26 protein-coding genes are annotated in these 26,479 nt (G+C 58.2%); 20 read left to right on the top strand and 6 right to left on the bottom strand.

From position 1 onward, the window contains the following. Positions 1-350: 350 nt before the first annotated feature. Positions 351-1,304, top strand: a complete 954-nt coding sequence (locus ACMWJS_RS13125; protein ID WP_414747165.1) for a nickel/cobalt transporter — start codon at positions 351-353, stop codon at positions 1,302-1,304. Between the two features lie 33 nt (positions 1,305-1,337). Here the strand turns inward: ACMWJS_RS13125 and proP are convergent, their stop codons facing one another. Further along, positions 1,338-2,840 (bottom strand): glycine betaine/L-proline transporter ProP, encoded by a 1,503-nt coding sequence (proP, locus tag ACMWJS_RS13120; protein ID WP_024906762.1) that lies wholly within the window; start codon positions 2,838-2,840, stop codon positions 1,338-1,340. Positions 2,841-3,491: 651 nt separating this feature from the next. Between proP and kdgT the strand changes: the two genes are divergently transcribed. Further along, positions 3,492-4,484 (top strand): 2-keto-3-deoxygluconate transporter, encoded by a 993-nt coding sequence (kdgT, locus tag ACMWJS_RS13115; RefSeq protein WP_045909208.1) that lies wholly within the window; start codon positions 3,492-3,494, stop codon positions 4,482-4,484. Positions 4,485-4,548: 64 nt separating this feature from the next. Here the strand turns inward: kdgT and ACMWJS_RS13110 are convergent, their stop codons facing one another. Beyond that, positions 4,549-5,424 (bottom strand): diguanylate cyclase regulator RdcB family protein, encoded by an 876-nt coding sequence (locus ACMWJS_RS13110; RefSeq protein WP_045909207.1) that lies wholly within the window; start codon positions 5,422-5,424, stop codon positions 4,549-4,551. Next, the gene (gene crfC, locus ACMWJS_RS13105) at positions 5,421-7,766 is read right to left on the bottom strand and encodes a clamp-binding protein CrfC (protein WP_325819502.1); all 2,346 of its coding nucleotides are present in this window, start codon (positions 7,764-7,766) and stop codon (positions 5,421-5,423) included. The genes ACMWJS_RS13110 and crfC overlap by 4 nt, the downstream gene beginning before the upstream one ends. 594 nt (positions 7,767-8,360) lie before the next feature. On the opposite strand from crfC, the gene ACMWJS_RS13100 reads away from it, so the two are divergent. The 16 genes from ACMWJS_RS13100 to phnP all read left to right on the top strand — a co-directional run bounded on the left by ACMWJS_RS13100 (position 8,361) and on the right by phnP (position 20,249). Then, positions 8,361-8,696, top strand: coding sequence for a zinc ribbon domain-containing protein YjdM (locus ACMWJS_RS13100; protein ID WP_008500067.1), 336 nt, complete (start codon positions 8,361-8,363; stop codon positions 8,694-8,696). Between the two features lie 80 nt (positions 8,697-8,776). Next, complete coding sequence (gene yjdN / locus ACMWJS_RS13095) at positions 8,777-9,217, top strand: VOC family metalloprotein YjdN (RefSeq protein WP_063622845.1); 441 nt, start codon at positions 8,777-8,779, stop codon at positions 9,215-9,217. Between the two features lie 172 nt (positions 9,218-9,389). Then, the gene (gene phnC / locus ACMWJS_RS13090; protein WP_023618659.1) at positions 9,390-10,178 is read left to right on the top strand and encodes a phosphonate ABC transporter ATP-binding protein; all 789 of its coding nucleotides are present in this window, start codon (positions 9,390-9,392) and stop codon (positions 10,176-10,178) included. A gap of 24 nt (positions 10,179-10,202) precedes the next feature. Further along, positions 10,203-11,219, top strand: coding sequence for a phosphonate ABC transporter substrate-binding protein (gene phnD, locus ACMWJS_RS13085; protein WP_024906756.1), 1,017 nt, complete (start codon positions 10,203-10,205; stop codon positions 11,217-11,219). Between the two features lie 101 nt (positions 11,220-11,320). Next, complete coding sequence (gene phnE / locus ACMWJS_RS13080; RefSeq protein WP_048226491.1) at positions 11,321-12,100, top strand: phosphonate ABC transporter, permease protein PhnE; 780 nt, start codon at positions 11,321-11,323, stop codon at positions 12,098-12,100. Positions 12,101-12,120: 20 nt separating this feature from the next. Then, positions 12,121-12,846, top strand: coding sequence for a phosphonate metabolism transcriptional regulator PhnF (phnF, locus tag ACMWJS_RS13075; protein WP_023326523.1), 726 nt, complete (start codon positions 12,121-12,123; stop codon positions 12,844-12,846). Next, positions 12,847-13,299 carry a phosphonate C-P lyase system protein PhnG gene (gene phnG, locus ACMWJS_RS13070; protein WP_045909201.1) on the top strand — a complete coding sequence of 151 codons (453 nt, stop codon included), beginning with the start codon at positions 12,847-12,849 and terminating at the stop codon, positions 13,297-13,299. It abuts the gene before it with no gap. Next, entirely contained in the window at positions 13,296-13,880 is a 585-nt protein-coding gene (gene phnH, locus ACMWJS_RS13065; protein WP_196353094.1) for a phosphonate C-P lyase system protein PhnH, read from the top strand. The genes phnG and phnH overlap by 4 nt, the downstream gene beginning before the upstream one ends. Further along, on the top strand, positions 13,880-14,944 hold the full coding sequence (locus tag ACMWJS_RS13060; protein WP_262811042.1) for a carbon-phosphorus lyase complex subunit PhnI: 1,065 nt from the start codon (positions 13,880-13,882) through the stop codon (positions 14,942-14,944). Before phnH ends, ACMWJS_RS13060 begins: the two co-directional genes overlap by 1 nt. Then, entirely contained in the window at positions 14,937-15,782 is an 846-nt protein-coding gene (gene phnJ, locus ACMWJS_RS13055) for an alpha-D-ribose 1-methylphosphonate 5-phosphate C-P-lyase PhnJ (protein ID WP_048030272.1), read from the top strand. Before ACMWJS_RS13060 ends, phnJ begins: the two co-directional genes overlap by 8 nt. After that, positions 15,779-16,534 carry a phosphonate C-P lyase system protein PhnK gene (gene phnK, locus ACMWJS_RS13050; protein ID WP_196353092.1) on the top strand — a complete coding sequence of 252 codons (756 nt, stop codon included), beginning with the start codon at positions 15,779-15,781 and terminating at the stop codon, positions 16,532-16,534. The genes phnJ and phnK overlap by 4 nt, the downstream gene beginning before the upstream one ends. Positions 16,535-16,692: 158 nt before the next feature. Continuing rightward, positions 16,693-17,373: a phosphonate C-P lyase system protein PhnL gene (phnL, locus tag ACMWJS_RS13045; protein ID WP_048226483.1), complete on the top strand. Its 681-nt coding sequence runs from the start codon at positions 16,693-16,695 to the stop codon at positions 17,371-17,373. Continuing rightward, complete coding sequence (gene phnM, locus ACMWJS_RS13040; RefSeq protein ID WP_069719686.1) at positions 17,370-18,506, top strand: alpha-D-ribose 1-methylphosphonate 5-triphosphate diphosphatase; 1,137 nt, start codon at positions 17,370-17,372, stop codon at positions 18,504-18,506. The genes phnL and phnM overlap by 4 nt, the downstream gene beginning before the upstream one ends. Further along, complete coding sequence (gene phnN / locus ACMWJS_RS13035) at positions 18,503-19,054, top strand: ribose 1,5-bisphosphokinase (RefSeq protein WP_414747166.1); 552 nt, start codon at positions 18,503-18,505, stop codon at positions 19,052-19,054. The genes phnM and phnN overlap by 4 nt, the downstream gene beginning before the upstream one ends. Beyond that, entirely contained in the window at positions 19,047-19,481 is a 435-nt protein-coding gene (phnO, locus tag ACMWJS_RS13030; protein WP_414747164.1) for an aminoalkylphosphonate N-acetyltransferase, read from the top strand. The genes phnN and phnO overlap by 8 nt, the downstream gene beginning before the upstream one ends. Before the next feature lie 9 nt (positions 19,482-19,490). Further along, positions 19,491-20,249 (top strand): phosphonate metabolism protein PhnP, encoded by a 759-nt coding sequence (gene phnP, locus ACMWJS_RS13025; RefSeq protein WP_414747163.1) that lies wholly within the window; start codon positions 19,491-19,493, stop codon positions 20,247-20,249. A 52-nt stretch (positions 20,250-20,301) separates the two neighbouring features. Here phnP and yjdP read toward each other — a convergent pair whose 3' ends face one another. From yjdP to ACMWJS_RS13010, 3 genes are all read right to left on the bottom strand, one after another. Further along, on the bottom strand, positions 20,302-20,625 hold the full coding sequence (yjdP, locus tag ACMWJS_RS13020; RefSeq protein WP_033144428.1) for a DDRRRQL repeat protein YjdP: 324 nt from the start codon (positions 20,623-20,625) through the stop codon (positions 20,302-20,304). 75 nt (positions 20,626-20,700) lie between these two features. After that, complete coding sequence (locus tag ACMWJS_RS13015; protein ID WP_008500049.1) at positions 20,701-21,327, bottom strand: GNAT family N-acetyltransferase; 627 nt, start codon at positions 21,325-21,327, stop codon at positions 20,701-20,703. Positions 21,328-21,448: 121 nt separating this feature from the next. Then, entirely contained in the window at positions 21,449-23,728 is a 2,280-nt protein-coding gene (locus ACMWJS_RS13010) for an ATP-binding protein (RefSeq protein WP_414747162.1), read from the bottom strand. Positions 23,729-23,961: 233 nt separating this feature from the next. Here ACMWJS_RS13010 and ACMWJS_RS13005 point away from each other — a divergent pair, with 233 nt between their 5' ends. After that, positions 23,962-25,476 (top strand): sugar ABC transporter ATP-binding protein, encoded by a 1,515-nt coding sequence (locus ACMWJS_RS13005; RefSeq protein ID WP_371899537.1) that lies wholly within the window; start codon positions 23,962-23,964, stop codon positions 25,474-25,476. A 2-nt stretch (positions 25,477-25,478) separates the two neighbouring features. Continuing rightward, positions 25,479-26,474 carry an ABC transporter permease subunit gene (locus tag ACMWJS_RS13000; protein WP_048030254.1) on the top strand — a complete coding sequence of 332 codons (996 nt, stop codon included), beginning with the start codon at positions 25,479-25,481 and terminating at the stop codon, positions 26,472-26,474. The last annotated feature ends 5 nt before the right edge of the window (positions 26,475-26,479 follow it).

Below are 26,479 nucleotides of genomic sequence, written 5' to 3'. Positions count from 1 at the left end.
GTGCAACGCGGCTTTCGCTCACCGTTGCGAGGTGGCGTATATTACGCTTTCCTCTTTCAGAGTCAACCCGTTATTTCAGGATTTTTTCTCTTCAACCGACTGCGTTGTCTGTGAAGTGATTCACATCCGCCGTGTCGATGGAGGCGCATTATAGGGAGTTCCCGAACGACCGCAACCGAAAAGTTGCAAAAAAATGACTGACTGCTGCATTCCCCAGCAAAACCCCGCCTTATACCCTTTTATGCACAAAGTTATCCACAATCATGCACAGATCCGGACGCGATCCAACGAATTGAGCGGGAAGATCAACTATACTAGCGGCAAATACTCTCCTCTGTGCAGGCCGCTTCATGACCACACAACGCCTCACCCGTGACTGGCGTCTCCCTACCGCTGGGTTGATGCTGCTGGCAATTCTCTTTGCCGGTTTTACCCTGCATACGCACTGGAACGCCTTTATCCAGTGGTGTCTTGCCACGCAAATTACCCTGCACCGTTATCTGGTGATGTACCTGCTGCAGCTGAATAACCACCAGTACAGCGGTGGGTTATGGCTGTTAACGGGGGCTTTCCTTTATGGTGTCCTTCACGCCATCGGACCCGGGCACGGAAAATTCATTGTGACGACCTATCTGACCACCAATAAGGAAAGCGAGCTAGCCGCCCGGATCGTCCCCTTCCTGGGTAGCCTGATGCAGGGCGTTAGCGCCATTCTGTTTGTCTTTATTCTGGCGGTGGGGTTCAACCTCGCCTCAGGGGATATCAGTACCAGCCGCTGGTACGTGGAGAAGATCAGCGCAGTGCTTATTGGCGCATTCGGCGCATTTGTCATTTACCAGGCGCTGAAGAGCCTGCGCCCGCGCAGGATGTCTGTCTCTGCCATTAAGCCGCTTCATCAGCACGACGAACACTGTGGCTGCGGCCATCACGGCGTAGGCACGGACCTGACGCAGGGCGACTGGAAAACCCGTCTGGGCGTGATTCTGGCAATTGGGGCACGTCCGTGCAGCGGCGCGATCATGATTCTGATGTTTTCGAACGCGCTGGGCATTGTTACCTGGGGAGTGGCCGCCGTCATGACCATGTCTCTGGGAACCGCGCTCTCTATTGTGGGGCTTTCCCTGGCTGTCCGGTACGCCCGCGAACGTACGGTGACCTGGTTCGGAGAAAGCGCCTCATTAAGCTGGCTGGTGCCGGCAGTCAAAATAGCCGGAGGGATAGTCCTGATCCTGTTCGCGACGGTGCTGTTCCTGACGGTGATCCCCATCAGTGCCAATGGCGACTACATCGCCGCCGGATGCTAATAAAAGAAAACCCGCCGTTGGCGGGTTTCTTTATTACTCGTTGATGCGTGGATGCTGATCCACCAGTCGGGAGCGTTTTTTCTGCAGCTCTTCAATCTCGGCGTCAATATCCTCAATCTTCTGCTCTACATTATCGTAGTGCTCGCGCAGGATCTCTTTCGCTTCCTGAATATCCGATGCCGCAGGCGTGGCGCCTTTCAGAGGACGATTCGCCGTCTCCTTCATGGTAATACCGGTAATCAAACCAATCACCGCGATCACCATCAGGTAATAAGCCGGCATCATCAGGTTCTGCGTGCTCTCCACCAACGAGGCGGCAAGCGTCGGGGTCAGACCGGCAATCAGTACCGAGATGTTAAAGGCCGCGGCCAGCGCGCTATAGCGAATGTGGGTCGGGAACATCGCGGGTAGCGTTGAGGCCATCACCCCGATAAAGCAGTTAAGGATCACCGCCAGCATCAGCAGACCGGCAAAAATCAGCCCCAGCACATCGCTGTTAATCAGAATAAATGCCGGGATTGCCAGCGCAAACAGCGCAACGCTTCCCAGAATAATGAACGGTCGACGGCCAAAACGGTCACTCAACAGGCCCATAATCGGCTGCACAAACAGCATACCGACCATGATGGCGATAATAATCAGCACACCGTGATCTTCCGAGTAGTGCAGGTTATGCGACAGATAGCTCGGCATGTAGGTCAGCAGCATGTAGTAGGTCACGTTGGTCGAAATCACCAGACCAATACAGGTCAGCAGGCTGCGCCAGTGCTTAGTGGCAATCTCTTTGAACGATACCTTCGGACCATCCTGCAGCCCTTCACGGTCACCCTGTTCCAGCTTATCGACGTGCTGCTGGAACGCAGGCGTCTCTTCAAGCGCATGACGCAGGTAGAGACCAATGATCCCCAGCGGCAGTGCCAGGAAGAACGGGATACGCCAGCCCCAGTCGAGGAAGTTCGCTTCCCCCACTACGGTTGAAATCAGCACCACCACGCCCGCGCCCAGAACGAACCCGGCAATGGAGCCGAAGTCCAGCCAGCTTCCCATAAAGCCGCGCTTACGGTCGGGGGAATACTCGGCAACAAAGATCGAGGCGCCGGTATATTCACCGCCCACGGAGAAGCCCTGTGCCATCTTACAGATCAGCAGCAGAATCGGGGCCCAAATGCCGATGGTGGCGTAAGACGGGATAAGACCGATACAGAATGTACTGATCGACATAATGACGATGGTGATAGCCAGGATCTTCTGACGACCATATTTATCACCGAGCATACCGAAGAACAGACCACCCAGCGGGCGAATCAGGAAGGGGACGGAGAACGTACCCAGTGCGGCAATCATCTGCAGGCTGGGATCGGCCCCGGGGAAAAACACTTTACCTAACGCATAGGCCACAAAGCCGTAGACACCAAAATCGAACCATTCCATCGCATTACCGAGCGAGGCTGCGGTAATCGCTTTACGCAGTTTTGCGTCATCAATAATGGTGACGTCGCGAAGCGTGATGGGTTTAATCTTTTTCCTTCTCAGCATAGCTATCCTCGTTGACTCGGCCCAGTCTGTTTCACAGTCCAGTTTACGTTCTGTGAACCATGGGATCCGCTCCATGCGAATCGCCTTATTCAAGCGTAGCAGGTTTACTTACATTGACGTTTTACGTCGATACAACCGAACCTGTTGACGCCTGCCTGGGCAGTTAATGACCTTTTTACCCTACCAGCGTTTATATTTGTGATCAACTTCACACATATTTCAGCGTCAGGTCAACTCGTTCCCGGATTTGTCAATGAGTGCAAATAAGCACTTTCTCATCCCCGCCTTTAGAGCCCCTTCACACACATCATGAGTTCTTTCTCAACAAAAAAAACAAACCACGTTTTCCCACATCCAATTTACATAAATTTTCATCATCAGGAAGCCATCGATGTTTTTACATTGAATATGTGACAAAGATAACTAAAACGATGTTTTATTTTCATTGAATCAATATTCCATTGATCGCATGATAAATCCGAATACAACGTTTCATGTGTTTTCCAATGAGGTTAATCGAGAGCACGCATTTATTTTCCTTGCAGGGTTATCGAGAAATACCCCTCAAGCAAAAACGCCAATCAATTGAATTTATTGACTAATTTTTAGCACCGATCGCCCGTCAGGCGGGGTCAGATGTGAGGATTGTCTATGAAGATTAAAGCCACGATAGAACGCATACCCGGCGGTATGATGCTGGTTCCGCTGGTACTGGGCGCCATCCTGAATACCCTTGCCCCTGATACCGGGGCTTATTTTGGCGGTTTCACAAAAGGCATGATAACGGGCACGGTTCCGATTCTTGCCGTCTGGTTTTTTTGTATCGGTGCATCCATTAATTTGCGGGCGACGGGTACCGTATTACGGAAATCCGGTACGCTGGTAATAACCAAAATAGCGGTAGCCTGGGCAGTAGCGATGATATGCGCGATGTTCATCCCGGAGACTGGAATTCAGACCGGGTTCTTCGCGGGATTATCGGTCCTGGCGATTGTCTCGGCGATGGATATGACTAACGGCGGATTGTACGCCAGCCTGATGAATCAGTACGGGACAAAAGAAGAGTCCGGCGCATTTGTGTTGATGTCTCTGGAGTCTGGCCCGCTGATGACGATGCTGATCCTGGGGTCTGCTGGCCTCGCCTCTTTTGAACCCCACCACTTTGTCGGCGCAATCCTGCCCTTCCTGATCGGCTTTGCCCTTGGCAATCTCGATCACGATCTGCGTGATTTCTTCAGCAAAGCCACGCCGGTGCTGATCCCATTCTTCGGCTTCGCGCTGGGGAACACCATCAATCTGAAGGTTATCCTTGATACCGGCCTGCTGGGTATTGTGCTGGGTGTCGCCGTCATTATCATTACCGGTATCCCGCTAATCATTGCCGACCGCGCGATCGGCGGAGGAAACGGCACAGCGGGCGTCGCCGCCTCTTCAGCCGCAGGCGCTGCCGTCGCCAACCCGGTGATTATTGCCCAGATTAACCCGGCCTTCGAACCGGTGGCCGCTTCCGCGACGGCGCTGGTTGCGGCCAGCGTGATTGTCACCGCGATTCTGGTGCCGATCGTCACGGCGCTGTATGCGAAACGCTACGGGAATATGCAAGAGACCCAGCCTGAACCGAAACCAATTGAAATGAATCATTAACGCGCCGCACCAAACCACTCCCTCTCCCCCCGGGGAGAGGATCAGGGTGAGGGGAAGAAGGGATTCACCCAAAAATCTCTTCCACCATCCCGTCCACCAGCCGTTTTGCCGAACAGAGCCTCGGCATTCCCAGCGCGACGGTCTGCCAGTTTTGCGTCACTGACCAGCTCACCGGATGCTTATCCGCCTGACACCAGTCCCCCAGCCAGCCCAGCATGTCTTTATGATCGATCAATCCCGGCGAAGCTGGCGTTGTCAGCCACTGGTGATAAAAATGGCGGGTCGTGGGGGAGGCATTGATGCCCTGCGCCAGATAGTTAGCCGCCATGCTGCGCAGGTTATCCTTAAGCATTGCCGCCACATCTTCGTTCGCGAGACGGCATGCGTCGCCAAATGCCCCCCAGCGCAGCTCCTCCAGGACGATAAAACAGCGCCCGGCCAGCGACCAGCCATCATAATGCCCGGCCCGCCAGCGGGTAAAAATTTGCTCGCTGTGCTCACCCGCCTGCACCGTCAGGCCGCGCTGGGTCAACGCCTTTTCTTTATAGGCTGCGCGTTGGGTAAAATGAGATACGAGATCGGCGTACTGCTGCGTCAGTCCGGGGGACTGCAGGGTGCGCGGGTGAGTCTGCTGACGCAGCGCAATCAGCTTCTCTGCCATCAGCGTCAGCGCGAGATGACCCGGATCAAGCATGCTGGCCAGTTTTTCCGCCAGCCCCAGACGCAGCCCCGCATTTTCATTGAGCATCCCCGCCATCGCCCAGGGGCGTAGCCGGGTATGCGTCATGATTTCCTGCGTCAAACGCTCACGAAACTGCAGCTGCTGTGGTCCCAGGCGAGGATGACGCGCCGCGTCTCCCCCCTGCACCAGATCGACCATAAATTTTGGATTAATACACTCCAGCGTTCGCCCGGGGCCGTCCAGTAGTGGTGTTGTCATGGTTGCTCTGCCGCGAATAGGGTTTGAATATCATCGCGTAACAGTCGGGTATCTTCCTGTATCCACGTCGCAGTAGTGATGCTTTGCTTCAACAACTGGCAGAGCGCTCGGGTTGAGTGCTCATTTTGCTGACGCACTGCGAGGCTATCACGCAAGCTTTCCTGTAACCCGGTCAGGCACAACGAAAATTCTGCAAAGAACGTCGCCATTCCTGCCGTAACAGAGACATCGACCTGCGCGGACAAAGCTTTACGTATTTGTTCACAAAACTGATCAATATGTTGCTTAAATTTGTCATGTAGCTGCGCAATGTCGATAACATACCGCGTGCGCGTTTCCACATACTCGTCCCAGCCCCAGCCTGGATTATTGAGCCAACGAGAGACCGTTTCACGCATGCTGCTCCCGCCTGAGGGAGGGACGGCCTGGCTGTCGTCCTGCGCAATCGCATCGTTGAACAGCGCCCGCGTATTGAAGTTAAGCTGGCTTGCCTGAAACGCCGGGAAGCTGATCCGCGCCCGAAAACCCGCATGGCTCAGATGCTCTTTAATACGCGTTTCGATGGGACGCATGGCTTCGTTCAGAGAGCGCGCCAGCGTGGACTCCAGCTGATCGAAGCGTAACGCCAGCTCCCGGCCGATCTTCGTCTGGGCATCCAGCATCACCTGCTCGCAGGAGGCGCGTAATTTACTCAGCGCAATCTGCGCCTGCCCTTCATCGTCCAGAACCAGCTGCTTCAGCACCTCACCGCGAAGGTTATGCCGTTCGGTGCCTGGCAAATCAAGAATCGGGTGCGTGCTGAACACCAGGTCAATTTCATGGTGTAGCGCGGTTTTTTGGGACCCGATAAAGTCCGCGGTAGCGCTCAGCGCTTCCTCAACCTCGTGTTTCACCTCATCGCTCACCACGCACTGACGCGTCTGCAAAAGCGCCATGTCCTCTTCCAGACGTGCGATATTCAACTCCAGCGCCTCAAAGGCCACCGTCAGCCCCTGATAGCGGAAATCGAGATACTCGCGGGCATTTTGCGCGTAGTTGAGCAGCTTATGCGAGGCTGAACGCAGCGCGTATAGCGAGGCATTGGCATAGGCTGCGTAAATCAGCTTACGTATCGGTTGCTCGAAGAGCGAATCTTCCCAGAGCAAATCGGCAGAATGTCGGATATGGTCGATATCGTCCAGGTCCGCCGTACGCCAGCGACGTCCGAGTGCCGCTTCGGCAAAATCCTGCACCCAGGGTTGCTCCTGATGATCCGGCAGTTGCCCGTGCGTACTCAACTCGTAGCGCGCGCGGTTCGCCAGATACGCCCACATGGACGACACGGGGTAAATCTGGCCCGGAGAAATATTGCCTTTCATTAAGGTGCCGGAGATCATCGCCCGGATTTGTTCTTCATCGTCGCTATTGCGATCTTTCTGATCGAATTTATTAACCAGCGCATACAGCGGCACCGATTTTCCCGCCGCGGAAATGGCCTGGCGGACTTCTTCATCAGAGATGGATTTAAGCTGGGTATAATCCATCACGGCCAGCACCGCCGATGCGCGAGAGAGTTGCTCGCTGAGCATTTTTTGCAGATGCGGCTGTCCGGCCTCGTTCGGCCCGGGCGTGTCGAGCAGCGTCAACTGCCCGAGGTGGGCATCCAGGCCCGCAAGATGCACGAACTCCACTTCAATGACCGGGATATGTTCGATAGCCGCATATTCCGAGAACGGAAACGCCACGCCCAGCGCCTGGGAAAGTCTCACCAGGTCATTGAGGCTTTTCAGACAATGAAAGATCGGCTGCGCGCCCAGATGATGCTTCTCAAACGCTTCCCCTTTTTCAATGCGCTCCAGCAGCGTATTCATGTCTTTATCAATTTCCAGACGCTGGGCCAGCTTCCCGCGATCGTAATCGCATAGCTGTTTCTGAAGCAGTTGGATCAATTCATCAATCGGGGAGGCATGAGAGAAATGCAGCACCGGCTCCTTCTGGCCCGGCGTGTGGCGGATCAGCGTCGGCAGCGCCGTCATCGGACGATTGCGGTTCGGCAGCACTTCGGTACCCACAATCGCATTAATGGTGGTCGATTTTCCCGCTTTCATGGTGCCCACAATGGCCAGGACCATTTCCAGCCGGGTTATTTTCCGTAATTCATTATTCAGCATCGCCTGCTGCGCGTCGACGCCGCGCGCGCTAAAATGCAAAGGTAAAACGTTGTTCGTTTCGCCTGTAATAGCAGCCGCAGTGCTCTCCAGCATTGCAGTCGGCATTGATTTCAACGTATCAAGATTTTGCAGGGCAAGCTGTAACAAACGCTCCGCTTCCTGGCTTAATTCAAAAATGGTCTGTGTGTGCATGATAAAAGCCTTTCCTTAACGCAAATTTATTACTTTTATTAAGCCACTTGTTTTAATTATGTCGTTCAGGCTTATATGATCACGTGTGGAAAACATGTTCGCCGAAATATAACTGATTGAAGATAATCAGAAATAATTCACTATCCTTGCATGGCGTGTATAGCTTCTCTCCTGGCCCGTTAGCCAAAAGAAAAAAGCGTAGCCCATTTTTAAGAAACTTCAGGATATATCATCATTATTTATCCACCTAAAAAGAGAGGTAATGCGCCACTGCCATAAGATATGTAGGGCAGTGAAGTCCGGCGATAAATAACAATGTGTCGCTTCACCTTATCCGAAATGGCAGAGCGTAGCAATTTGCTGCAATAAAATATTCGATATATTTATCGTCATTTCTTCCCACCGTGTTAATGGGCATAAGCATCGCTTAACTGACTGACAGAACGTGTCACTCCCGATACGCTTTTTGCCTTTTTTAATTCACAATATCACCGACAACGGTGTGGATTTGCGCTATACTTGCCGCCTTTTTCGGCACCCTGCCGTCATTTTGCTGGCACTTTCCAGCGCGTTTACACTTTTGAGGATACCGATATGTCACTTCCACACTGCCCAAAATGCAATTCTGAATACACCTATGAAGATAATGGCATGTTCATCTGCCCGGAATGCGCTCATGAATGGAATGATGCCGAGCCGGCTCAGGATGCTGATGCGCTCATCGTGAAAGATGCGAACGGCAATCTGCTGGCAGACGGTGACAGCGTTACCGTCGTTAAGGACCTGAAGGTGAAAGGCAGTTCTTCCATGCTGAAAATCGGCACCAAAGTGAAGAATATCCGTCTGGTTGAAGGCGATCATAATATCGACTGCAAAATTGACGGCTTCGGTCCGATGAAACTGAAATCTGAGTTCGTGAAAAAGAACTGATTTACCCGCCCGGTGGCGCTTCGCTTGCCGGGCTTTCGGGAACTACACTTAATGGGCTTTTCTTACGTGAGGTAAAGATTATGCCGTTAAGTCCCTACATCTCTTTCGCCGGCAACTGCGCTGAGGCCACTGCCTTCTACCAGCAAGCCGTCGGCGCAGAGCTTCTCTATAAAATTACCTTCGGCGAAATGCCAAAAAGCGATAACAGCGATGAAGGCTGTCCGTCCGGTATGCAATTTCCGGATTCGGCTATCGCCCACTCCAACGTCCGCATTGCGGGCAGCGATATCATGATGAGCGACGGGTTGCCGCCCGGCAGTAACGCGCAGTACGCGGGCTTTACGCTGGTGCTCGACACCCAGGACGTCGATGAAGGCAAGCGCTGGTTCGACAACCTTGCCGATGGCGGGAATATCGAAATGGCCTGGCAGGAGACCTTCTGGGCGCACGGTTTCGGTAAAGTCACCGACAAATACGGCGTGCCGTGGATGATTAACGTCGTCAAGCAACAAACGTCGTAGGCAGGACACGCGCAGCGCATCCGCCCACAGCGCCGGTGGCGCTGCGCTGACCGGGCCTACGATGATTGTCATCAAACTCCGCTCAACTCTTCAAACTCCCGCAACCTGCACTTAACCCAAATGTCACATTGATGCGCCAGCATGAGGCCACATTTATCGTGAGGCCCAGCACATGCAAACTGTCATCCGCGTCGAGAAACTGAGCAAGACCTTCAATCACAACAAGGCTCTGCATGCCGTTGATCTGACCGTCCGGCAGGGCGATATGGTGGCGCTTCTCGGGCCTTCCGGCTCGGGTAAATCCACCCTTCTGCGCCATTTGAGCGGGCTTATCACCGGCGATAAAACGCCGGAAAGCCACGTCGAGCTGCTGGGTAATACCGTGCAGCGCGCGGGGCGTCTGGCGAGCGATATCCGCAAGAGCCGTGCCCAGACGGGCTACATCTTCCAGCAGTTCAACCTGGTAAACCGCCTGACGGTGCTGGAGAACGTGCTGATTGGCGCGCTCGGCAGCACCCCGTTCTGGCGCACCTGTCTGCGCTGGTTCACCCCTTCCCAGAAGCAGGAAGCCTTACAGGCGCTGACCCGCGTCGGGATGGCGCACTTCGCCCACCAGCGCGTCTCCACCCTGTCCGGTGGACAACAGCAGCGCGTGGCGATTGCGCGCGCGCTGATGCAGAAAGCGCAAATCATTCTCGCTGACGAACCCATTGCCTCGCTGGACCCGGAGTCCGCCCGCATCGTGATGGAAACCCTGCGCGACATTAACCAGAACGACGGCATTACCGTGGTGGTCACGCTGCATCAGGTGGATTACGCCCTGCGCTATTGCGAACGCATCGTCGCCCTGCGTCAGGGACACGTGTTCTTTGATGGCGCGAGCCATCAGTTTGATAACGAACGTTTTGACCATCTCTACCGCAGCATTAACCGCGTCGAAGAGAACGCGCAGGCTGCTTAATTAAACCCGATCCGAGGAAAGTACATGAGCTACAAAGCCGTTGCCGCGCTGGCCTTTACCAGCATGTTCAGCCTCAGCACCCTGTTAAGCCCGGCGTATGCACAAGAGCAGGAAAAAGCGCTGAACTTCGGCATTATTTCGACGGAATCACAGCAAAACCTGAAACCTCAGTGGGAACCGTTCCTGAAAGATATGGAAACCAAACTGGGGATCAAAGTGAACGCCTTCTTCGCCCCGGACTATGCAGGCATCATCCAGGGGATGCGCTTTAATAAAGTAGACATCGCCTGGTACGGCAACCTCTCCGCCATGGAAGCGGTGGACCGCGCGAACGGCCAGGTCTTTGCCCAGACCGTCGCGGCAGATGGCTCCCCGGGCTACTGGAGCGTGCTGATCGTCAACAAAGACAGCCCGATCAACAACCTCAATGACATGCTCGCCAAACGCAAAGAGCTGACCTTCGGCAACGGCGATCCGAACTCTACCTCCGGCTACCTTGTCCCTGGCTACTACGTCTTCGCCAAAAACAACGCCTCTGCCAGCGACTTCAAGCGCACGGTAAACGCCAGCCATGAAACCAACGCTCTGGCCGTGGCCAACAAGCAGGTGGATGTTGCCACCAACAACACCGAGAACCTCGACAAGCTGAAGACCTCCGCCCCGGACAAGCTGAAAGAGATTAAGGTTATCTGGAAATCCCCGCTGATCCCCGGCGACCCGATCGTGTGGCGTAAAAACCTGTCCGAAAGCACCAAGGACAAGGTGTACGACTTCTTTATGACCTATGGCAAAACGCCGGAAGAGAAAGCGGTCCTCGAACGTCTGGGCTGGGCGCCGTTCCGCCCGTCAAGCGACCTGCAGTTGGTCCCGATTCGCCAGTTGGCGCTGTTTAAAGAGATGCAGGGCGTGAAGGACAACAAAGGCCTGAAGGACGAGGAGAAGACCAGCAAAGTGGCCGCGATTCAGGCCCAGCTTGAAGACCTCGACCGCCTGACCGCCGCGCTCGGCGCGATGACCAGCGTGAATAAAGCGGTGCAGTAACGCTTTTCGCCCGGTGGCGCTGCGCTTACCGGGCCTACATTTTGGATCGTAGGCCGGATAAGCGTAGCGCCATCCGGCACACAAAGCCCCACGGAGCCAACATGCAAACCATCACACTCCCACCGCCAAAGCGCAGCTGGTTCTCGCTCATAAGCTGGGCCATCCTGCTGGCGGTGCTGGTTATCTCCTGGAAGGGCGCGGAAATGGATCCGCTGCTGCTCTTCAAAGACGCGGGCAACATGGCGACCTTCGCCGCCGACTTCTTCCCGCCGGACTTCAGCCAGTGGCAGGACTACCTCAGCGAAATGGCGGTCACCCTGCAAATCGCCGTCTGGGGCACCGCGCTGGCCGTTATTCTCTCTGTTCCGTTTGGCCTGATGAGCGCCGAAAACATCGTGCCGTGGTGGGTATACCAGCCCATGCGCCGCCTGATGGACGCCTGTCGAGCAATCAACGAAATGGTCTTTGCGATGCTATTCGTGGTCGCCGTCGGCCTGGGTCCGTTTGCGGGCGTCATGGCGCTGTTCATCCACACCACCGGCGTGCTCTCCAAGCTGCTCTCCGAGGCGGTCGAAGCCATCGAGCCCGGTCCGGTGGAAGGCATTCGCGCCACCGGCGCCAACAAAATCGAAGAGATCCTCTACGGCGTTCTGCCACAGGTGATGCCGCTGCTGATCTCCTACTCCCTGTACCGCTTTGAGTCCAACGTCCGCTCCGCCACCGTCGTCGGCATGGTCGGCGCAGGCGGGATTGGCGTCACCCTGTGGGAAGCGATTCGCGGTTTCCAGTTCCAGCAAACCTGCGCCCTGATGGTGCTCATCATCGTCACCGTCAGCCTGCTGGATTTCCTCTCTCAACGTTTGCGTAAGCACTTCATCTGAGAAGCGAGGCTTTGTTTTCTATGCACTTATCCAGACATCCGACCAGTTACCCCACCCGCTGGCAAGAGATTGCGGCGAAGCTCGAAGTGGAGCTGCGCACGCACTACCGCTGCGGAGACTACCTTCCTGCCGAGCAGCAGCTTGCCGACCGCTATGAAGTGAACCGACACACCCTGCGCCGCGCCATTGACCAGCTGGTCGAGCGCGGCTGGGTCCAGCGTCGTCAGGGCGTGGGCGTGCTGGTGCTGATGCGCCCGTTCGACTACCCGCTTAACGCCCAGGCGCGCTTTAGCCAGAACCTGCTGGATCAGGGCAGCCACCCGACCAGCGAAAAGCTGCTCTCGGTATTACGCCCGGCCTCCAGCCACGTGGCGGACGCGCTGGGTATTCAGGAGGGCGACAACGTCATCCACCTGCGCACGCTGCGCCGGGTCAACGGCGTCGCGGTGTGCCAGATAGACCACTACTTCGCGGATCTCACCCTCTGGCCAGTGCTGCAGAATTTCTCCAGCGGTTCGCTACATGATTTTCTTCAGAATGCGACAGGCATTGCGCTGAAACGCACCCAGACGCGCATCAGCGCCCGCCGCGCGCAGGCGAAAGAAAGCAAAGTGCTCGAAATCCCCAATATGGCCCCGCTGCTCTGCGTGCGCACCCTCAACCACCGTGACGGCGAGATCGACGCGACGGAATATTCCGTCAGCCTGACCCGCGCCGACATGATCGAATTCACCATGGAGCACTGAATGCACTTCGACACCGCCACCCGACAGCGCTGGATGCGCGTGCTGGCCCACAGCCAGCCTGCTGCGCTGTCTGCCCGCATGAACGCCCTTAGCCTGGCCCCCGGGTACGACATCCTCCGCGCGCCGGAGATCGGCCTTGTGCAGATCCAGGCGCGCATGGGCGGCACCGGCGAGCGCTTTTTCGCCGGGGATGCCACCCTCACCCGCGCAGCGATCCGCCTGCACAGCGGCACGCTGGGCTACAGCTACGTGCTGGGGCGTGATAAAGCCCACGCCGAGCGCTGCGCGGTCATCGACGCGCTTTTACAGGAACCACCGCATTTCCAGACGCTGATGGAAACCCTTATTTCCCCGCTGGAGGCCGACCGCGCCGCTCGTCTTGCCGCGCGTCAGGCCGAAGTGAATACCAGCCGGGTCGACTTCTTTACGCTCGTTCGCGGAGACAACGCATGACGCTTCAACCTGCTTTTACCCTGGCCGTCCAGGATGCCCAACACAGTTTTCGTCGCCTGCTGAAGGCCATGAGCGAGCCGGGCGTGATTGTCTCGCTGCACCAGCTCTCCCAGGGCTGGCTGCCGCTGAACCTGGCGACAACCAGCGTGCTGCTAACCCTGGCCGACAACGATACCCCGGTGTGGCTTTCGGGCGCGCTGTCGAACGATATCGCCAGCCAGAACCTGCGTTTTCACACCGGCGCTCCGCTGGTCGATCAGCCCCGGCAGGCGATCTTTGCCGTGGCCGACGAACAAATCAGCCATGAACAGCTGAATGCCCTGAGCGAAGGCACCGCAATCGCGCCGGAGACCAGCGCCACGCTGATTTTGCAGGTTGCCAGCCTGAGCGGCGGCCGCATGCTGCGCCTGACGGGCGCAGGCATCGCCGACGAGCGCATGGTCGCGCCGCAGCTGCCAGAGTGCATCATTCACGAGCTGACCGAGCGCCCGCACCCGTTCCCGCTGGGCATTGACCTGATCCTGACCTGCGGCGAGCGCCTGCTGGCCATCCCGCGGACCACCCACGTGGAGGTGTGCTGATGTACGTTGCCGTCAAAGGGGGCGAGAAGGCCATCGCCGCCGCCCATGCGCTGCAGGCGCACAGACGACGGGGCGATGAACAGCTCCCCGAGCTGAGCGTCGCCCAAATCGAGCAGCAGCTAAACCTCGCCGTAGACCGGGTAATGACCGAGGGCGGCATCGCCGACCGAGAACTGGCGGCGCTGGCCCTGAAGCAGGCCAGCGGTGATAACGTGGAAGCGATCTTCCTGCTGCGCGCCTACCGCACCACGCTGGCGAAACTGGCGGTCAGCGAGCCGGTGAACACGGCGGAGATGCGCCTGGAGCGCCGCATTTCTGCCGTTTATAAAGACATCCCCGGCGGCCAGCTGCTTGGCCCTACCTGTGACTACACCCACCGCCTTCTGGATTTTACCCTGCTGGCGAACGGCGAGACGTCGCCACTCAGCACCTCTGACGCCGAACAGGAACCGTCCCCGCACGTCTTCAGCCTGCTGGCGAAACAAAGCCTGGCGAAGACGGAGGAAGATTCAGGCGCGCAGCCGGATGACATCACCCGCACGCCGCCGGTCTACCCCTGTTCACGCTCGTCCCGCCTGCAGCAGCTGATACGCGGCGACGAAGGCTATCTGCTGGCGCTGGCCTACTCCACCCAGCGCGGCTACGGGCGTAACCATCCGTTTGCCGCCGAAATTCGCAGCGGCTACATCGACGTTGAAATCGTGCCGGAAGAGCTGGGTTTTGCGGTGAACGTCGGAGAACTGCTGATGACCGAATGCGAAATGGTGAACGGTTTTGTCGCGCCCGAAAATGAAGACCCGCACTTTACCCGCGGCTACGGGCTGGTGTTTGGCCTTGGCGAGCGCAAGGCGATGGCCATGGCGCTGGTCGACCGCGCCCTGCAGGCGCCGGACTACGGCGAACACATCGCGGGCCCGGCGCAGGACGAAGAGTTCGTCCTGGCCCACGCGGATAACGTCGAGGCCGCGGGCTTCGTCTCGCACCTCAAGCTGCCGCACTACGTCGATTTCCAGGCCGAACTGGAACTGCTGAAACGCCTGCAACGGGAGCGCAAACATGGCTAACTTAAGCGGCTACAACTTTGCCTATCTGGATGAGCAAACCAAACGCATGATCCGCCGAGCGATACTTAAAGCGGTGGCGATCCCGGGCTATCAGGTGCCGTTCGGTGGCCGCGAAATGCCGATGCCCTACGGCTGGGGTACCGGCGGTATTCAGCTCACCGCCAGCGTGATCGGTGAAGCAGACGTGCTGAAAGTGATCGACCAGGGCGCCGACGACACTACCAACGCCGTGTCGATCCGCAACTTCTTCCAGCGGGTAACGGGCGTCGCGACCACGGAAAAAACCGAAGACGCGACGCTGATCCAGACCCGCCACCGCATTCCGGAAACCCCGCTGGCTGAAGATCAGATTTTGATTTTCCAGGTGCCGATCCCGGAGCCGCTGCGCTTTATCGAGCCGCGTGAAACCGAAACCCGCACCATGCACGCCCTGGAAGAGTACGGGGTCATGCAGGTGAAGCTGTATGAGGATATCGCCCGCTTCGGCCATATCGCCACCACCTACGCCTACCCGGTGAAGGTCAACGGGCGCTACGTCATGGACCCGTCGCCGATCCCGAAATTTGATAACCCGAAGATGGACATGATGCCCGCCCTGCAGCTGTTCGGTGCCGGACGTGAAAAACGCATCTACGCCGTCCCGCCCTACACGCGTGTCGAAAGCCTGGATTTCGACGATCACCCGTTTACGGTGCAGGAGTGGGACGAACCGTGCGCCATCTGCGGTTCCAAACACAGCTATCTGGATGAAGTGGTGCTGGATGACACGGGCAAACGGATGTTTGTCTGCTCCGACACCGATTTTTGCCGCCAACAGAGCGAGGCGAACGGCCAATGAAACCGCTGCTTTCGGTTAACAACCTGACCCACCTGTATGCGCCGGGCAAAGGCTTTAGCGACGTGTCGTTCGAGCTGTGGCCGGGTGAAGTGCTGGGGATTGTCGGCGAGTCCGGCTCAGGCAAAACCACCCTGCTGAAGTCCATCTCCGCGCGCCTGACGCCGCAGAACGGCGACATTTTGTATGAGGGCGCCTCGCTCTACGGCATGAGCGAGGCCGAGCGCCGCCGCCTGCTGCGCACCGAGTGGGGCGTGGTGCACCAGCACCCGATGGACGGCCTACGCCGTCAGGTCTCGGCGGGGGGAAATATCGGCGAACGCCTGATGGCCACCGGCGCGCGCCACTACGGCAACATCCGCGCTACGGCGCAACACTGGCTGGAAGAAGTGGAAATCCCCGCCTCGCGCATCGACGACCTGCCCACCACCTTCTCCGGCGGTATGCAGCAGCGCCTGCAGATCGCCCGCAACCTGGTCACGCACCCGAAGCTGGTATTTATGGATGAACCCACCGGCGGGCTGGACGTCTCGGTGCAGGCGCGCCTGCTCGACCTGCTGCGCGGCCTGGTGGTAGAGCTGAACCTGGCAGTGGTGATTGTCACCCACGATCTGGGCGTTGCGCGCCTGCTGGCGGACCGCCTGCTGGTGATGAAGCAGGGTCGGGTGGTGGAAAGTGGGTTAACCGACCGTGTGCTCGACGATCCCCACCATCCCTACACCCAGCTGCTGGTGTCGTCCGTGTTGCAGAACTGAGGGTGCTGCTGCCGGGTGGCGCTGCGCTTACCCGGCCTACGAATAGCGCACCTTGTAGGCCGGGTAAGGCGTAGCCGCCACCCGGCAACACGAACACCGCACCTTGTAGGCCGGGTAAGGCGAAGCCGCCACCCGGCAAAACAAATCACGAGGCCAACATGATCCACGTACAAAACGTAAGTAAAACCTTTGTGCTCCACCAGCAAAACGGCGTGCGTCTGCCGGTTCTGCAAAATGCCTCTCTGGAGGTTAATCGCGGCGAATGCGTGGTGCTGCACGGCCACTCCGGCAGCGGAAAATCGACCCTGCTGCGCTCCCTCTACGCCAACTATTTGCCCGACGAAGGCCATATCCATATTCGCCACGGTGATGAATGGGTCGACCTGGTACAGGCTCCCGCGCGGAAGGTGCTGGACGTGCGCCGCACCACGATCGGCTGGGTGAGCCAGTTTCTGCGGGTGATCCCGCGGATCTCCGCCCTGGACGTGGTGATGCAGCCGCTGCTGGATCTCGGCGTGCCGCGCGAAACCTGCGCCGCCAAAGCCGCCAGCCTGCTGACGCGCCTCAATGTGCCCGAGCGCCTGTGGCACCTTGCCCCGTCGACCTTTTCCGGCGGCGAGCAGCAGCGCGTCAATATCGCCCGCGGCTTTATCGTCGACTACCCGATTTTACTTCTGGATGAACCCACCGCCTCGCTCGACAGCAAAAACAGCGCCGCCGTGGTGGAACTGATCGAACAGGCCAAAGCGCGCGGGGCGGCGATCGTTGGGATCTTCCACGACGAGAGCGTTCGCACCCGCGTCGCGGACAGGCTGCACCCAATGGGGACTCCCGCATGATTATCAATAACGTCAAGCTGGTACTGGACAATGAGGTAGTTGGCGGCTCGATTGAGATCCAGGACGGAACAATCCGCGCGTTTGCCGAAACCCAGAGCCGCTCACCCGAAGCGATGGACGGCGACGGCGGATGGCTGCTGCCGGGGCTGATCGAACTGCATACCGATAATCTGGACAAGTTCTTCACGCCACGGCCGAAGGTAGACTGGCCCGCGCATTCAGCGATGAGCAGCCACGACGCGCTGATGGTCGCCAGCGGCATCACCACCGTACTGGACGCGGTGGCCATCGGTGACGTGCGCGACGGCGGCGACCGTCTGGAGAACCTGGAGAAGATGATCAACGCCGTGGAGGAGACGCAAAAACGCGGCCTCAACCGCGCCGAGCACCGCCTGCACCTGCGCTGCGAGCTGCCGCACCACACCACCCTGCCGCTGTTTGAAAAGCTGGTCGGCCGCGAGCCGGTCTCGCTGGTCTCCCTGATGGACCACTCGCCGGGGCAGCGTCAGTTCGCCAACATCGAAAAGTATCGCGAATACTATCAGGGCAAATATTCTCTCAGCGATGCGGAGATGGCCCGTTACGAAGAAGAGCAGCTGGCGCTTGCGGCACAGTGGTCCCAGCCTAACCGTCTCAGGATTGCGGCGATGTGCCGGGACCGCAATATCGCGCTGGCCAGCCATGACGACGCCACGCACGATCATGTCCTTGAATCCCACCAGCTTGGCAGCGTGATCGCCGAATTTCCCACCACGTTCGAGGCGGCTGAAGCCTCCCGCAGGCACGGCATGAACGTGCTGATGGGCGCACCGAACATCGTGCGCGGCGGCTCACACTCCGGCAACGTCGCGGCAAGCAAGCTCGCTTCCCTCGGCCTGTTGGATATCCTCTCGTCCGACTATTACCCCGCCAGCCTGCTCGACGCGGCGTTCCGGGTGGCCGACGACGAGGGCAATCGCTTTACGCTGCCGCAGGCGATTCGCCTGGTGACGAAAAACCCGGCCTCGGCGCTTAACCTGCAGGATCGCGGCGAGATAGCCGAAGGCAAGCGGGCGGATCTGGTACTGGCCCACCGCAGGGGCGAGCACATCCATATCGACCACGTCTGGCGTCAGGGAAAGAGGGTGTTCTGATGGGAAGACTTATCTGGTTAATGGGGCCGTCCGGCTCCGGTAAGGACAGCCTGCTGTCCGCCTTACGGCAGCAGGAGCATCCGCAACTGCTGGTGGCGCACCGGTACATTACCCGGGCGGCGAATGCGGGGAGTGAAAACCATATCGCCCTGAGCGAGCAGGAGTTTTTCACCCGTGCCGGGCAAAATCTGCTGGCGCTGAGCTGGCACGCCAACGGCTATTACTACGGGATCGGTATCGAGACCGATCTGTGGCTGCATGCGGGGTTCGACGTGCTGGTCAACGGTTCACGGGCGCATCTTTCGCAAGCGCGCGCCCGCTATGGAGCGGCCCTGCTGCCGGTCTGCCTGCAGGTTTCACCGGACGTCCTGCGCAGCCGGTTGCAGAGCCGGGGGCGTGAATCCGCCCGTGAGATCGACCAGCGGCTGGAGCGTGCGGCCCGCTATACCCCGTCCGACTGCCACGTCCTCAATAACGACGGAAGTTTGCTACAGTCAGTCAAGATCTTTTTATCGCTTATCCGTCAGAAGGAGAAACAGCATGCCTGACTGCACGCTTCGTCCCGCCACCGCCGACGATGCGCAAATCGTTTACGCGTTAATCTGCGAGTTAAAGCAGGCCGAGTTCGATCGCCAGGCGTTTCACGCGGGCTATCTTGCCAATCTGCAGGATCGCAATATGCGCTATCAGCTTGCCGAACTTAACGGGCAGGTCATCGGCATGATCGGCCTGCACCTGCAGTTTCATCTCCATCACGCGCGCTGGATCGGCGAGATCCAGGAGCTGGTGGTGATGCCGCAGGCGCGCGGGTTAAAGGTGGGCAGCCAGCTGCTGGCCTGGGCGGGAGGGGTAGCACGAGAGGCCGGCGCGGAGCTGACCGAACTCTCCACCAGCGTGAAGCGCGTGGACGCCCATCGTTTTTACGTTCGTGAAGGATATACGCAGAGCCATTTCCGATTCACCAAACTGCTGTAGAGGTGCGTTATGAGTCTGACAATCACGTTAACAGGAACCGGAAGCGCGCAACTCGTGCCGGTCTTTGGCTGCGACTGCGCGGCGTGTCGCCGGGCGCGCCTGCAGGATAACTACCGCCGTCGTCCCTGTAGCGCGGTGGTCAAATTCAACGATGCGGTGACCCTGCTGGATGCCGGTATTCCGCACCTGATGGACGACTGGGCCGCTGGCAGCTTTCAGCAGTTTTTGCTGACCCATTACCATATGGATCACGTCCAGGGACTCTTCCCCCTGCGCTGGGGCGTGGGCGCGACGATCCCCGTTTACGGTCCGCCGGATGAAGCGGGATGCGACGACCTGTTTAAACATCCGGGGATTCTGGATTTCAGCCACACGGTCGACCCCTTTGTCATGTTTGAGCTCCAGGGTTTGCGGGTCACGCCGCTGCCGCTCAACCATTCGAAACTGACCTTCGGGTATTTGCTGGAATCGGCCCACAGCCGCGTGGCCTGGCTGTCCGACACCGCCGGGCTGCCGGATAAAACGGTGAAGTTCCTGCTCAACAATCAGCCGCAGGCGATGATTATCGACTGCAGCCACGAACCGCGCGACGAGACGCCGCGAAACCATTGCGACTTAAATACCGTGATGGCGCTAAACGAGGTGATTGGCTGCCCGCAGGTGATCCTGACGCATATCAGCCATCAGTTTGACGTGTGGATGATGGATAACCCGCTGCCCGACGGCATTGAAGCGGGGTATGACGGGATGGTGCTGGTGCTGGACTAGGTTTTCTCCCTCTCCCGTGGGAGAGGGTTGGGGTGAGGGCAACAGGCCGCACTTAACCTCGATCGTAATCGTCTTCTAACCTGCGCTCATCCTCTTCTAACCGACGCCTGTCGTCATCCAGCTGGCGCTGGCGCTCGTCTAAACGGCGGCGTCTGTCTTCGAGCTGCCGACGACGATCGTCGTACTGTCGACTGTCGATTTGACGGCTGCGGTCATAACGATCGTCGTCGTCATTGCTGCGGCTGCTGCTGGGGTTGTAGGCATCGTTGATCGCCTGCTGAATGTTGCCAATAGCATCATCAACAATGTCGGCATGAGCCAGTTGGCTGGTGAGTGACAGCAGACCAAATAACAGAGCAGTTGAGTAACGTTTCATAAGGCCAGACTCGCAGGTGAACTGGCCTTACGATAATGAACAGCAGGAAACGGGGGTAGCGGAGGAATCTCAAATTCAGTTGTGTCCTGGGACTTCCATCAGTTGATTCGCACGCTGTTTATTTTCTGCGACCAGGACGATGCCGTAGCATTTTTGATCCGGCGAATGGCTCCAGATACGATCTTCGGGGATACACCCTCCGTCATAGATAACCTTGCTACCATCATACGGCCAAAATGCGCCCTGCTCGGTATCGAGAACAAATACAGCGATTTGGTCAGACTCACGGGCAATTTTCTGCCAGAGCATCTTCCCACCCTCATATTGTTCAAAGTCGCTGACAAGTGTCACGCCACACTGTAATACCAGGGCTTCATACAGGCGAGTTGCCAGTCCCTTGTCACGCTCGGCGGGATCAACACAGATACCTTCTACCTGAATAACATTGGCATCTTCCCAACAGCGCTCGACGGCAATGATATCTTCACCCAAATGCGTTTTACGTTGTAAATCCAGGGCAGCAACAACCCGATGCCGGGGCACCCCATCGAAGGTTTCGATATCCGCTTCAATAATCGCAGCTCTTGGCGTCTGGCTATCAAAAATAACATGTAGCACTCGCCCGGAAAGCTCAAACTCATCAACGAGTTTAAACGACCTGGCAATTGTGCTCGGGCTGTATGTTGTAGGCATCACGATCATTTGTGAGTCCCCCTTTGTGAGTACCGGCATAATTCCTTTTATATCCCAATCTGCTAAATTTTGCGCAGATTAACATCACCGGCGTCAACGATGCTCTTGATGAAATCCTAAACAGGGGCATTTAAAAACATATTTTCCGCAGAGCCTGCGCCAGCTGCGCCCGCGTAAACGGCTTACGCAATAACGGAACGTCCGGCAGCTGAGGATTATGCGTGGGCCGTAAATCCTGGCCGCTGATCAGCAGCACCGGAAGCTGCGGATAGTGACTGCGCACATGGCTAATCACCTCGGCCCCGCTCAGGCTTCCGGGCAACATCAGGTCGCTGATAAACATGCCAATATCCGGCGACGCCGCCAGCATGTTCAGCGCCTGCTCGCCGTTGTCCGCTTCGAGCGTCAGATAGCCAAGCTGGTGCAACTGCTCGCACAGGGTCTGACGGACATCCGCTTCATCCTCCAGCACCAGCACCAGGCGCTCGCTCTCGACGGAGGCGGTGGCTGACAGCGCTTCATCATCTACAGCGGCGGGCTGCGTCGAGCGCGGGAGGTGAAGCCGCACGGTCGTTCCCTGTCCCGGCGCGCTTTCAATCTCCACGCGACCACCGGACTGGCGCACAAAGCCGTACACCATCGACAGGCCTAACCCGCTCCCGCTCCCGGTCTGTTTGGTGGTGAAGAATGGTTCAAAGACCCGGGATTTGACCTCCTGCGACATGCCGCTGCCGCGGTCAATGACTTCCAGCGCCACCATATCCTGCCTGCGTCCGTCGCTGCGGGTAACGCGCTGATTCCAGGTGCGAATTTTAATCACTCCGCTTTGCCCTTCCATCGCATCACGCGCGTTCATCACCAGATTAATGATGGCGTTTTCCAGCTGGCTGACGTCGATCCATGCGGGCCATGCCGGGGATTGCGCTTCAATTTCCAGGGTCAGGGTGGCGGGCAAGGAGTGACGCAGCAGTTCCCGAAGGTTCTCCAGCAGCGGCTGCATCTCTACCGCATGCGGCGTCAGGGATTGCTTGCGGGAAAACGCCAGCAGGCGCTGGGTCAGTAAGGCGCCACGCTCGGCCGCCTTCAGCGCCCGGGTAATGCGCGGCGCATCTTTTGATTCGGGGTCGGTGAGCTCAAGACTGCCGATGATCACCGCCAGCAGGTTATTAAAATCATGCGCCAGCCCGCCCGTCAGTTGCCCAACGGCCTTCATTTTCTGGCTGTGCAGCAGCGCCTCTTCCAGCCCCTGACGCTCAATGCGGTCGATCTCCATCTGCGTGGTTTTTTCTTTCAGCAGGCGCGTGGTGTGCTCAAGCGAGGCGGTGTTGCGGGCAAAAACGTTAAACGCGCGCGCCAGTTCACCCAGCTCATCGCGCCGCTGCAGCGCGGGGACGGACACATCCTGTTCACCGTGAGCAAGACGCGACATCGCCCGGGAAATGGCCGTCAGGTTGGAGGCCAGATTGCGGTAGATATACCAGCAGGCACACCCGGTGATGATCAGCGCCAGCACGGCGAAAATGGTGATAAATACGCTGATGGATTGCAGTTCGTGATGGCTCTGGGCGGTGCGAAGCCGGGAGGCCTGCGCCACCTGCTCCACGTACTGATTGATGTCGCTGTTGAGGATCGCCACCAGCGCCTTGATGTGGAACATATACCAGCTTATCGCCAGATCGCTCTCTTCCAGCTGCTTCGACAGCGGGGCGAGCTGACCTAGCTCGGCATTAAAATCAGGCAGAACCGTCTTTACGACCGGCTGTGCGGCACTCCGGGGCAACGTTGCGGCCACCGCGTCCAGTTGCTGAATGGTCGCGCGCGGCGAAGGGGTATCGATGGCGGCGGCGATCAGCCGGTCCATCTCCATCAGCTGCTGCGCACCCGGTACGTTACTGTCATAACGGCGATTGATGTCCTGCAGATGACGCAGGTAACTCTGGCTTTGGTATAGCGAGCTCAGCAACGCGTTACGCTCAAGATGGCGTCGCTGTCCGCGCTCCAGCATCTCCGTCACGCTCTGCTGTAACTCATTGCTTCGTTGAATAATACGCGCCACCAGGACTGGCTCCTGCTGCGCCAGCGGCGCCTCCGCAAGCTGTTCCAGCGAATGGCGCAGGGCCATTTGCGTCTGCTTCAGGCGCTCGGCTTCTCCTTTGTACTCGAGCGCCCCCACCACCTGCGAGAGCCGCACCGCCGCCGTCGCCACGTTGGCGGTATCGCGGGCCAGGTTCATGCTGCCGGTCATATCGTCCAGCGTTTGCTGCTGCACCTGCTCCTGGATTTGACTGGCGTGACGGAAGCCGAGTACCGCCACGCCGCTCACCATCAGCGTCACGGCGACCACCAGCAGATTGAAAATCAGCAGGCGACCGCGGGCGCTGGCGAAGAACGGGGGGCGGTGTGATGGCATGGATTGAGGCTCCTTTGCGGTTTGTTGTCCCCTCACCCTAACCCTCTCCCCAAAGGGGCGAGGGAATAATTTGCTCCCTCTCCCTTTCAGGGAGAGGGCCGGGGTGAGGGTAATTCAATAACTGTGATCCACATTAGCTATTCATAACTATGACAAATATGAACAGCTTCTGACATTTTGCATTTACGCACCTGTGATGAAGTGCAGAAATCGGCATTCACAGGAGATCCGCCATGAGCAGAACCCCGGTATTAGAGATGCGCAGCATTGCCAAAACGTTTGGCAGTTTCCACGCGCTCAAGGGTGTGGATTTGACGGTTTTTCCCGGTGAGATCCACGCGCTGATGGGCGAAAACGGCGCGGGAAAAAGCACGCTGATGAAAATCCTCGCGGGGGCCTATACCGCGACCAGCGGCGAGATCCTGATCGACGGTCAGCCGTTTCACATTAAAGGGCCGAAGGATGCGCTGGCCGCGGGCATCACCCTGATTTATCAGGAGATGCAGCTCGCGCCCAATCTGACCGTAGCCGAAAATATCTTCCTCGGCAGCGAGCTGTCGCGCGGCGGGATGGTGCAGCGCAAAGAGATGGCTGCCCAGGCGCAGGCGGTGATTGACCGCCTCGGCGCACAGTTCAGCGCCACCGATCTGGTGATGAAGCTCACCATCGCCGAACAGCAGCAGGTAGAAATTGCCCGCGCGCTGCACCGCAACAGCCGCATTCTGGTGATGGATGAACCCACCGCCGCCCTCTCCTCGCGGGAAACGCATCGCCTGTTTGAACTGATTTTGCGCCTGCGCGATGAAGGGATGGCGATCATCTATATCAGCCACCGCATGGCGGAAGTGTATGAACTCTCTGACCGCGTCAGCGTTCTGCGCGACGGGCAGTACGTCGGCAGTCTGACGCGCGACAAGCTCAACGCTTCCGAGCTGGTGCGCATGATGGTGGGACGACCGTTAAGCGACCTGTTCAACAAGGAGCGTGATATCCCCCTCGGCAGCCCGCGCCTCAACGTGCATCACCTCACCGACGGTAAAAAAGTACAACCCTGCAGCCTGCAGGTGCGTTCCGGCGAAATCGTCGGGCTGGCGGGGCTGGTCGGGGCCGGACGTTCCGAGCTGGCACAACTCATCTTCGGCGTGCGCAAAGCCACGGGCGGCATGATTGAGGTCGACGGCGAGCCGGTGGTGATCCACTCCCCGCGTGCGGCCATCGAAAACGGCATCGGTTTTCTCACCGAGAACCGCAAGGAGCAGGGGCTGTTCCTGGAGCTGGCGGCGCAGGAGAACATCACCATGGCGACGCTGGAGCGCGACGCCACCTTCGGCATGTTAAACCGCAAAAAAGCGCAGGCCATCTCCGATGACGCCATCGCCCTGCTTAACATCCGCGTACCGCATGCTCAGGTGCGCGCGGGCGGGCTGTCGGGCGGCAACCAGCAGAAGCTGCTCATCTCCCGCTGGGTCGCGATTGGCCCACGCATTCTGATTCTGGACGAACCCACGCGCGGCGTGGACGTCGGGGCGAAAAGCGAGATCTACCGCATCATGAACCAGATGGCGCGTAAAGGGGTGGCGATTCTGATGATCTCCAGCGAGCTGCCGGAAGTGGTGGGGATGAGCGACCGGGTGTACGTGATGCGCGAAGGCAGCATCGCGGGCGAGCTTCACGGGCGTGACATCTCTCAGGAAAACATTATGACGCTGGCAACCGGCGTGAACGACACTCATCATCAGGCGGTGTAACCATGACAACTCCAACCCATCCGCAGCAGGTGGCGAAATCTGCCTCCGCCAAAAAAATGCTGATGAGCGATCTGATGCAAACGGTCGGTATTTTGCCAATTCTTATCCTGATTGTGGCGGTTTTTGGCTTTATTGCCCCGAACTTCTTTACCGAGAGCAACCTGCTCAACATTACCCGTCAGGCGTCGATCAACATCGTGCTGGCGGCGGGAATGACCTTTATTATCCTGACCGGCGGGATTGACCTCTCCGTGGGGTCGATTCTCGGCACCACGGCGGTAGCCGCGATGGTGGTATCGCTTATTCCCGAATTCGCCGGGCTGTCCATTCCCGCCGCGCTGATGCTCGGCATGGTGCTGGGCCTGTTTAACGGCGCGCTGGTGGCCTTTGCCGGGCTGCCGCCCTTTATCGTCACGCTCGGCACCTACACGGCGCTGCGCGGCGCGGCGTACCTGCTGGCCGACGGCACGACGGTCATTAACTCGAACATCAACTTCGAGTGGATCGGCAATAACTATCTCGGCCCAATTCCCTGGCTGGTGGTGATCGCCCTGGCGGTCATCGTGGTGTGCTGGTTCATCCTGCGCCGTACCACGCTCGGCGTTCATATCTACGCCGTGGGCGGCAACATGCAGGCGGCGCGCTTAACGGGCATTAAGGTCTGGCTGGTGCTGCTGTTTGTCTACGGCATGAGCGGCCTGCTCTCCGGCCTCGGCGGCGTCATGAGCGCCTCACGCCTCTACAGCGCTAACGGCAACCTCGGCACGGGTTACGAGCTGGATGCGATTGCGGCGGTGATCCTCGGCGGCACCAGCTTTGTCGGCGGGATCGGCACGATCACCGGCACGCTGGTCGGCGCATTGATCATCGCCACCCTCAACAACGGCATGACGCTGATGGGCGTCTCCTACTTCTGGCAGCTGGTGATCAAAGGGGCGGTGATCATCATTGCGGTGCTGATCGACAAATACCGTACCCGACACCATCAAAGTGCATAACAACA

The sequence above is a fragment of the Enterobacter sp. HK-058-C-ECC genome (assembly GCF_047531125.1).
GTDB lineage: Bacteria > Pseudomonadota > Gammaproteobacteria > Enterobacterales > Enterobacteriaceae > Enterobacter > Enterobacter quasiroggenkampii.
This window is presented reverse-complemented; position numbering and strand designations above follow the sequence as displayed.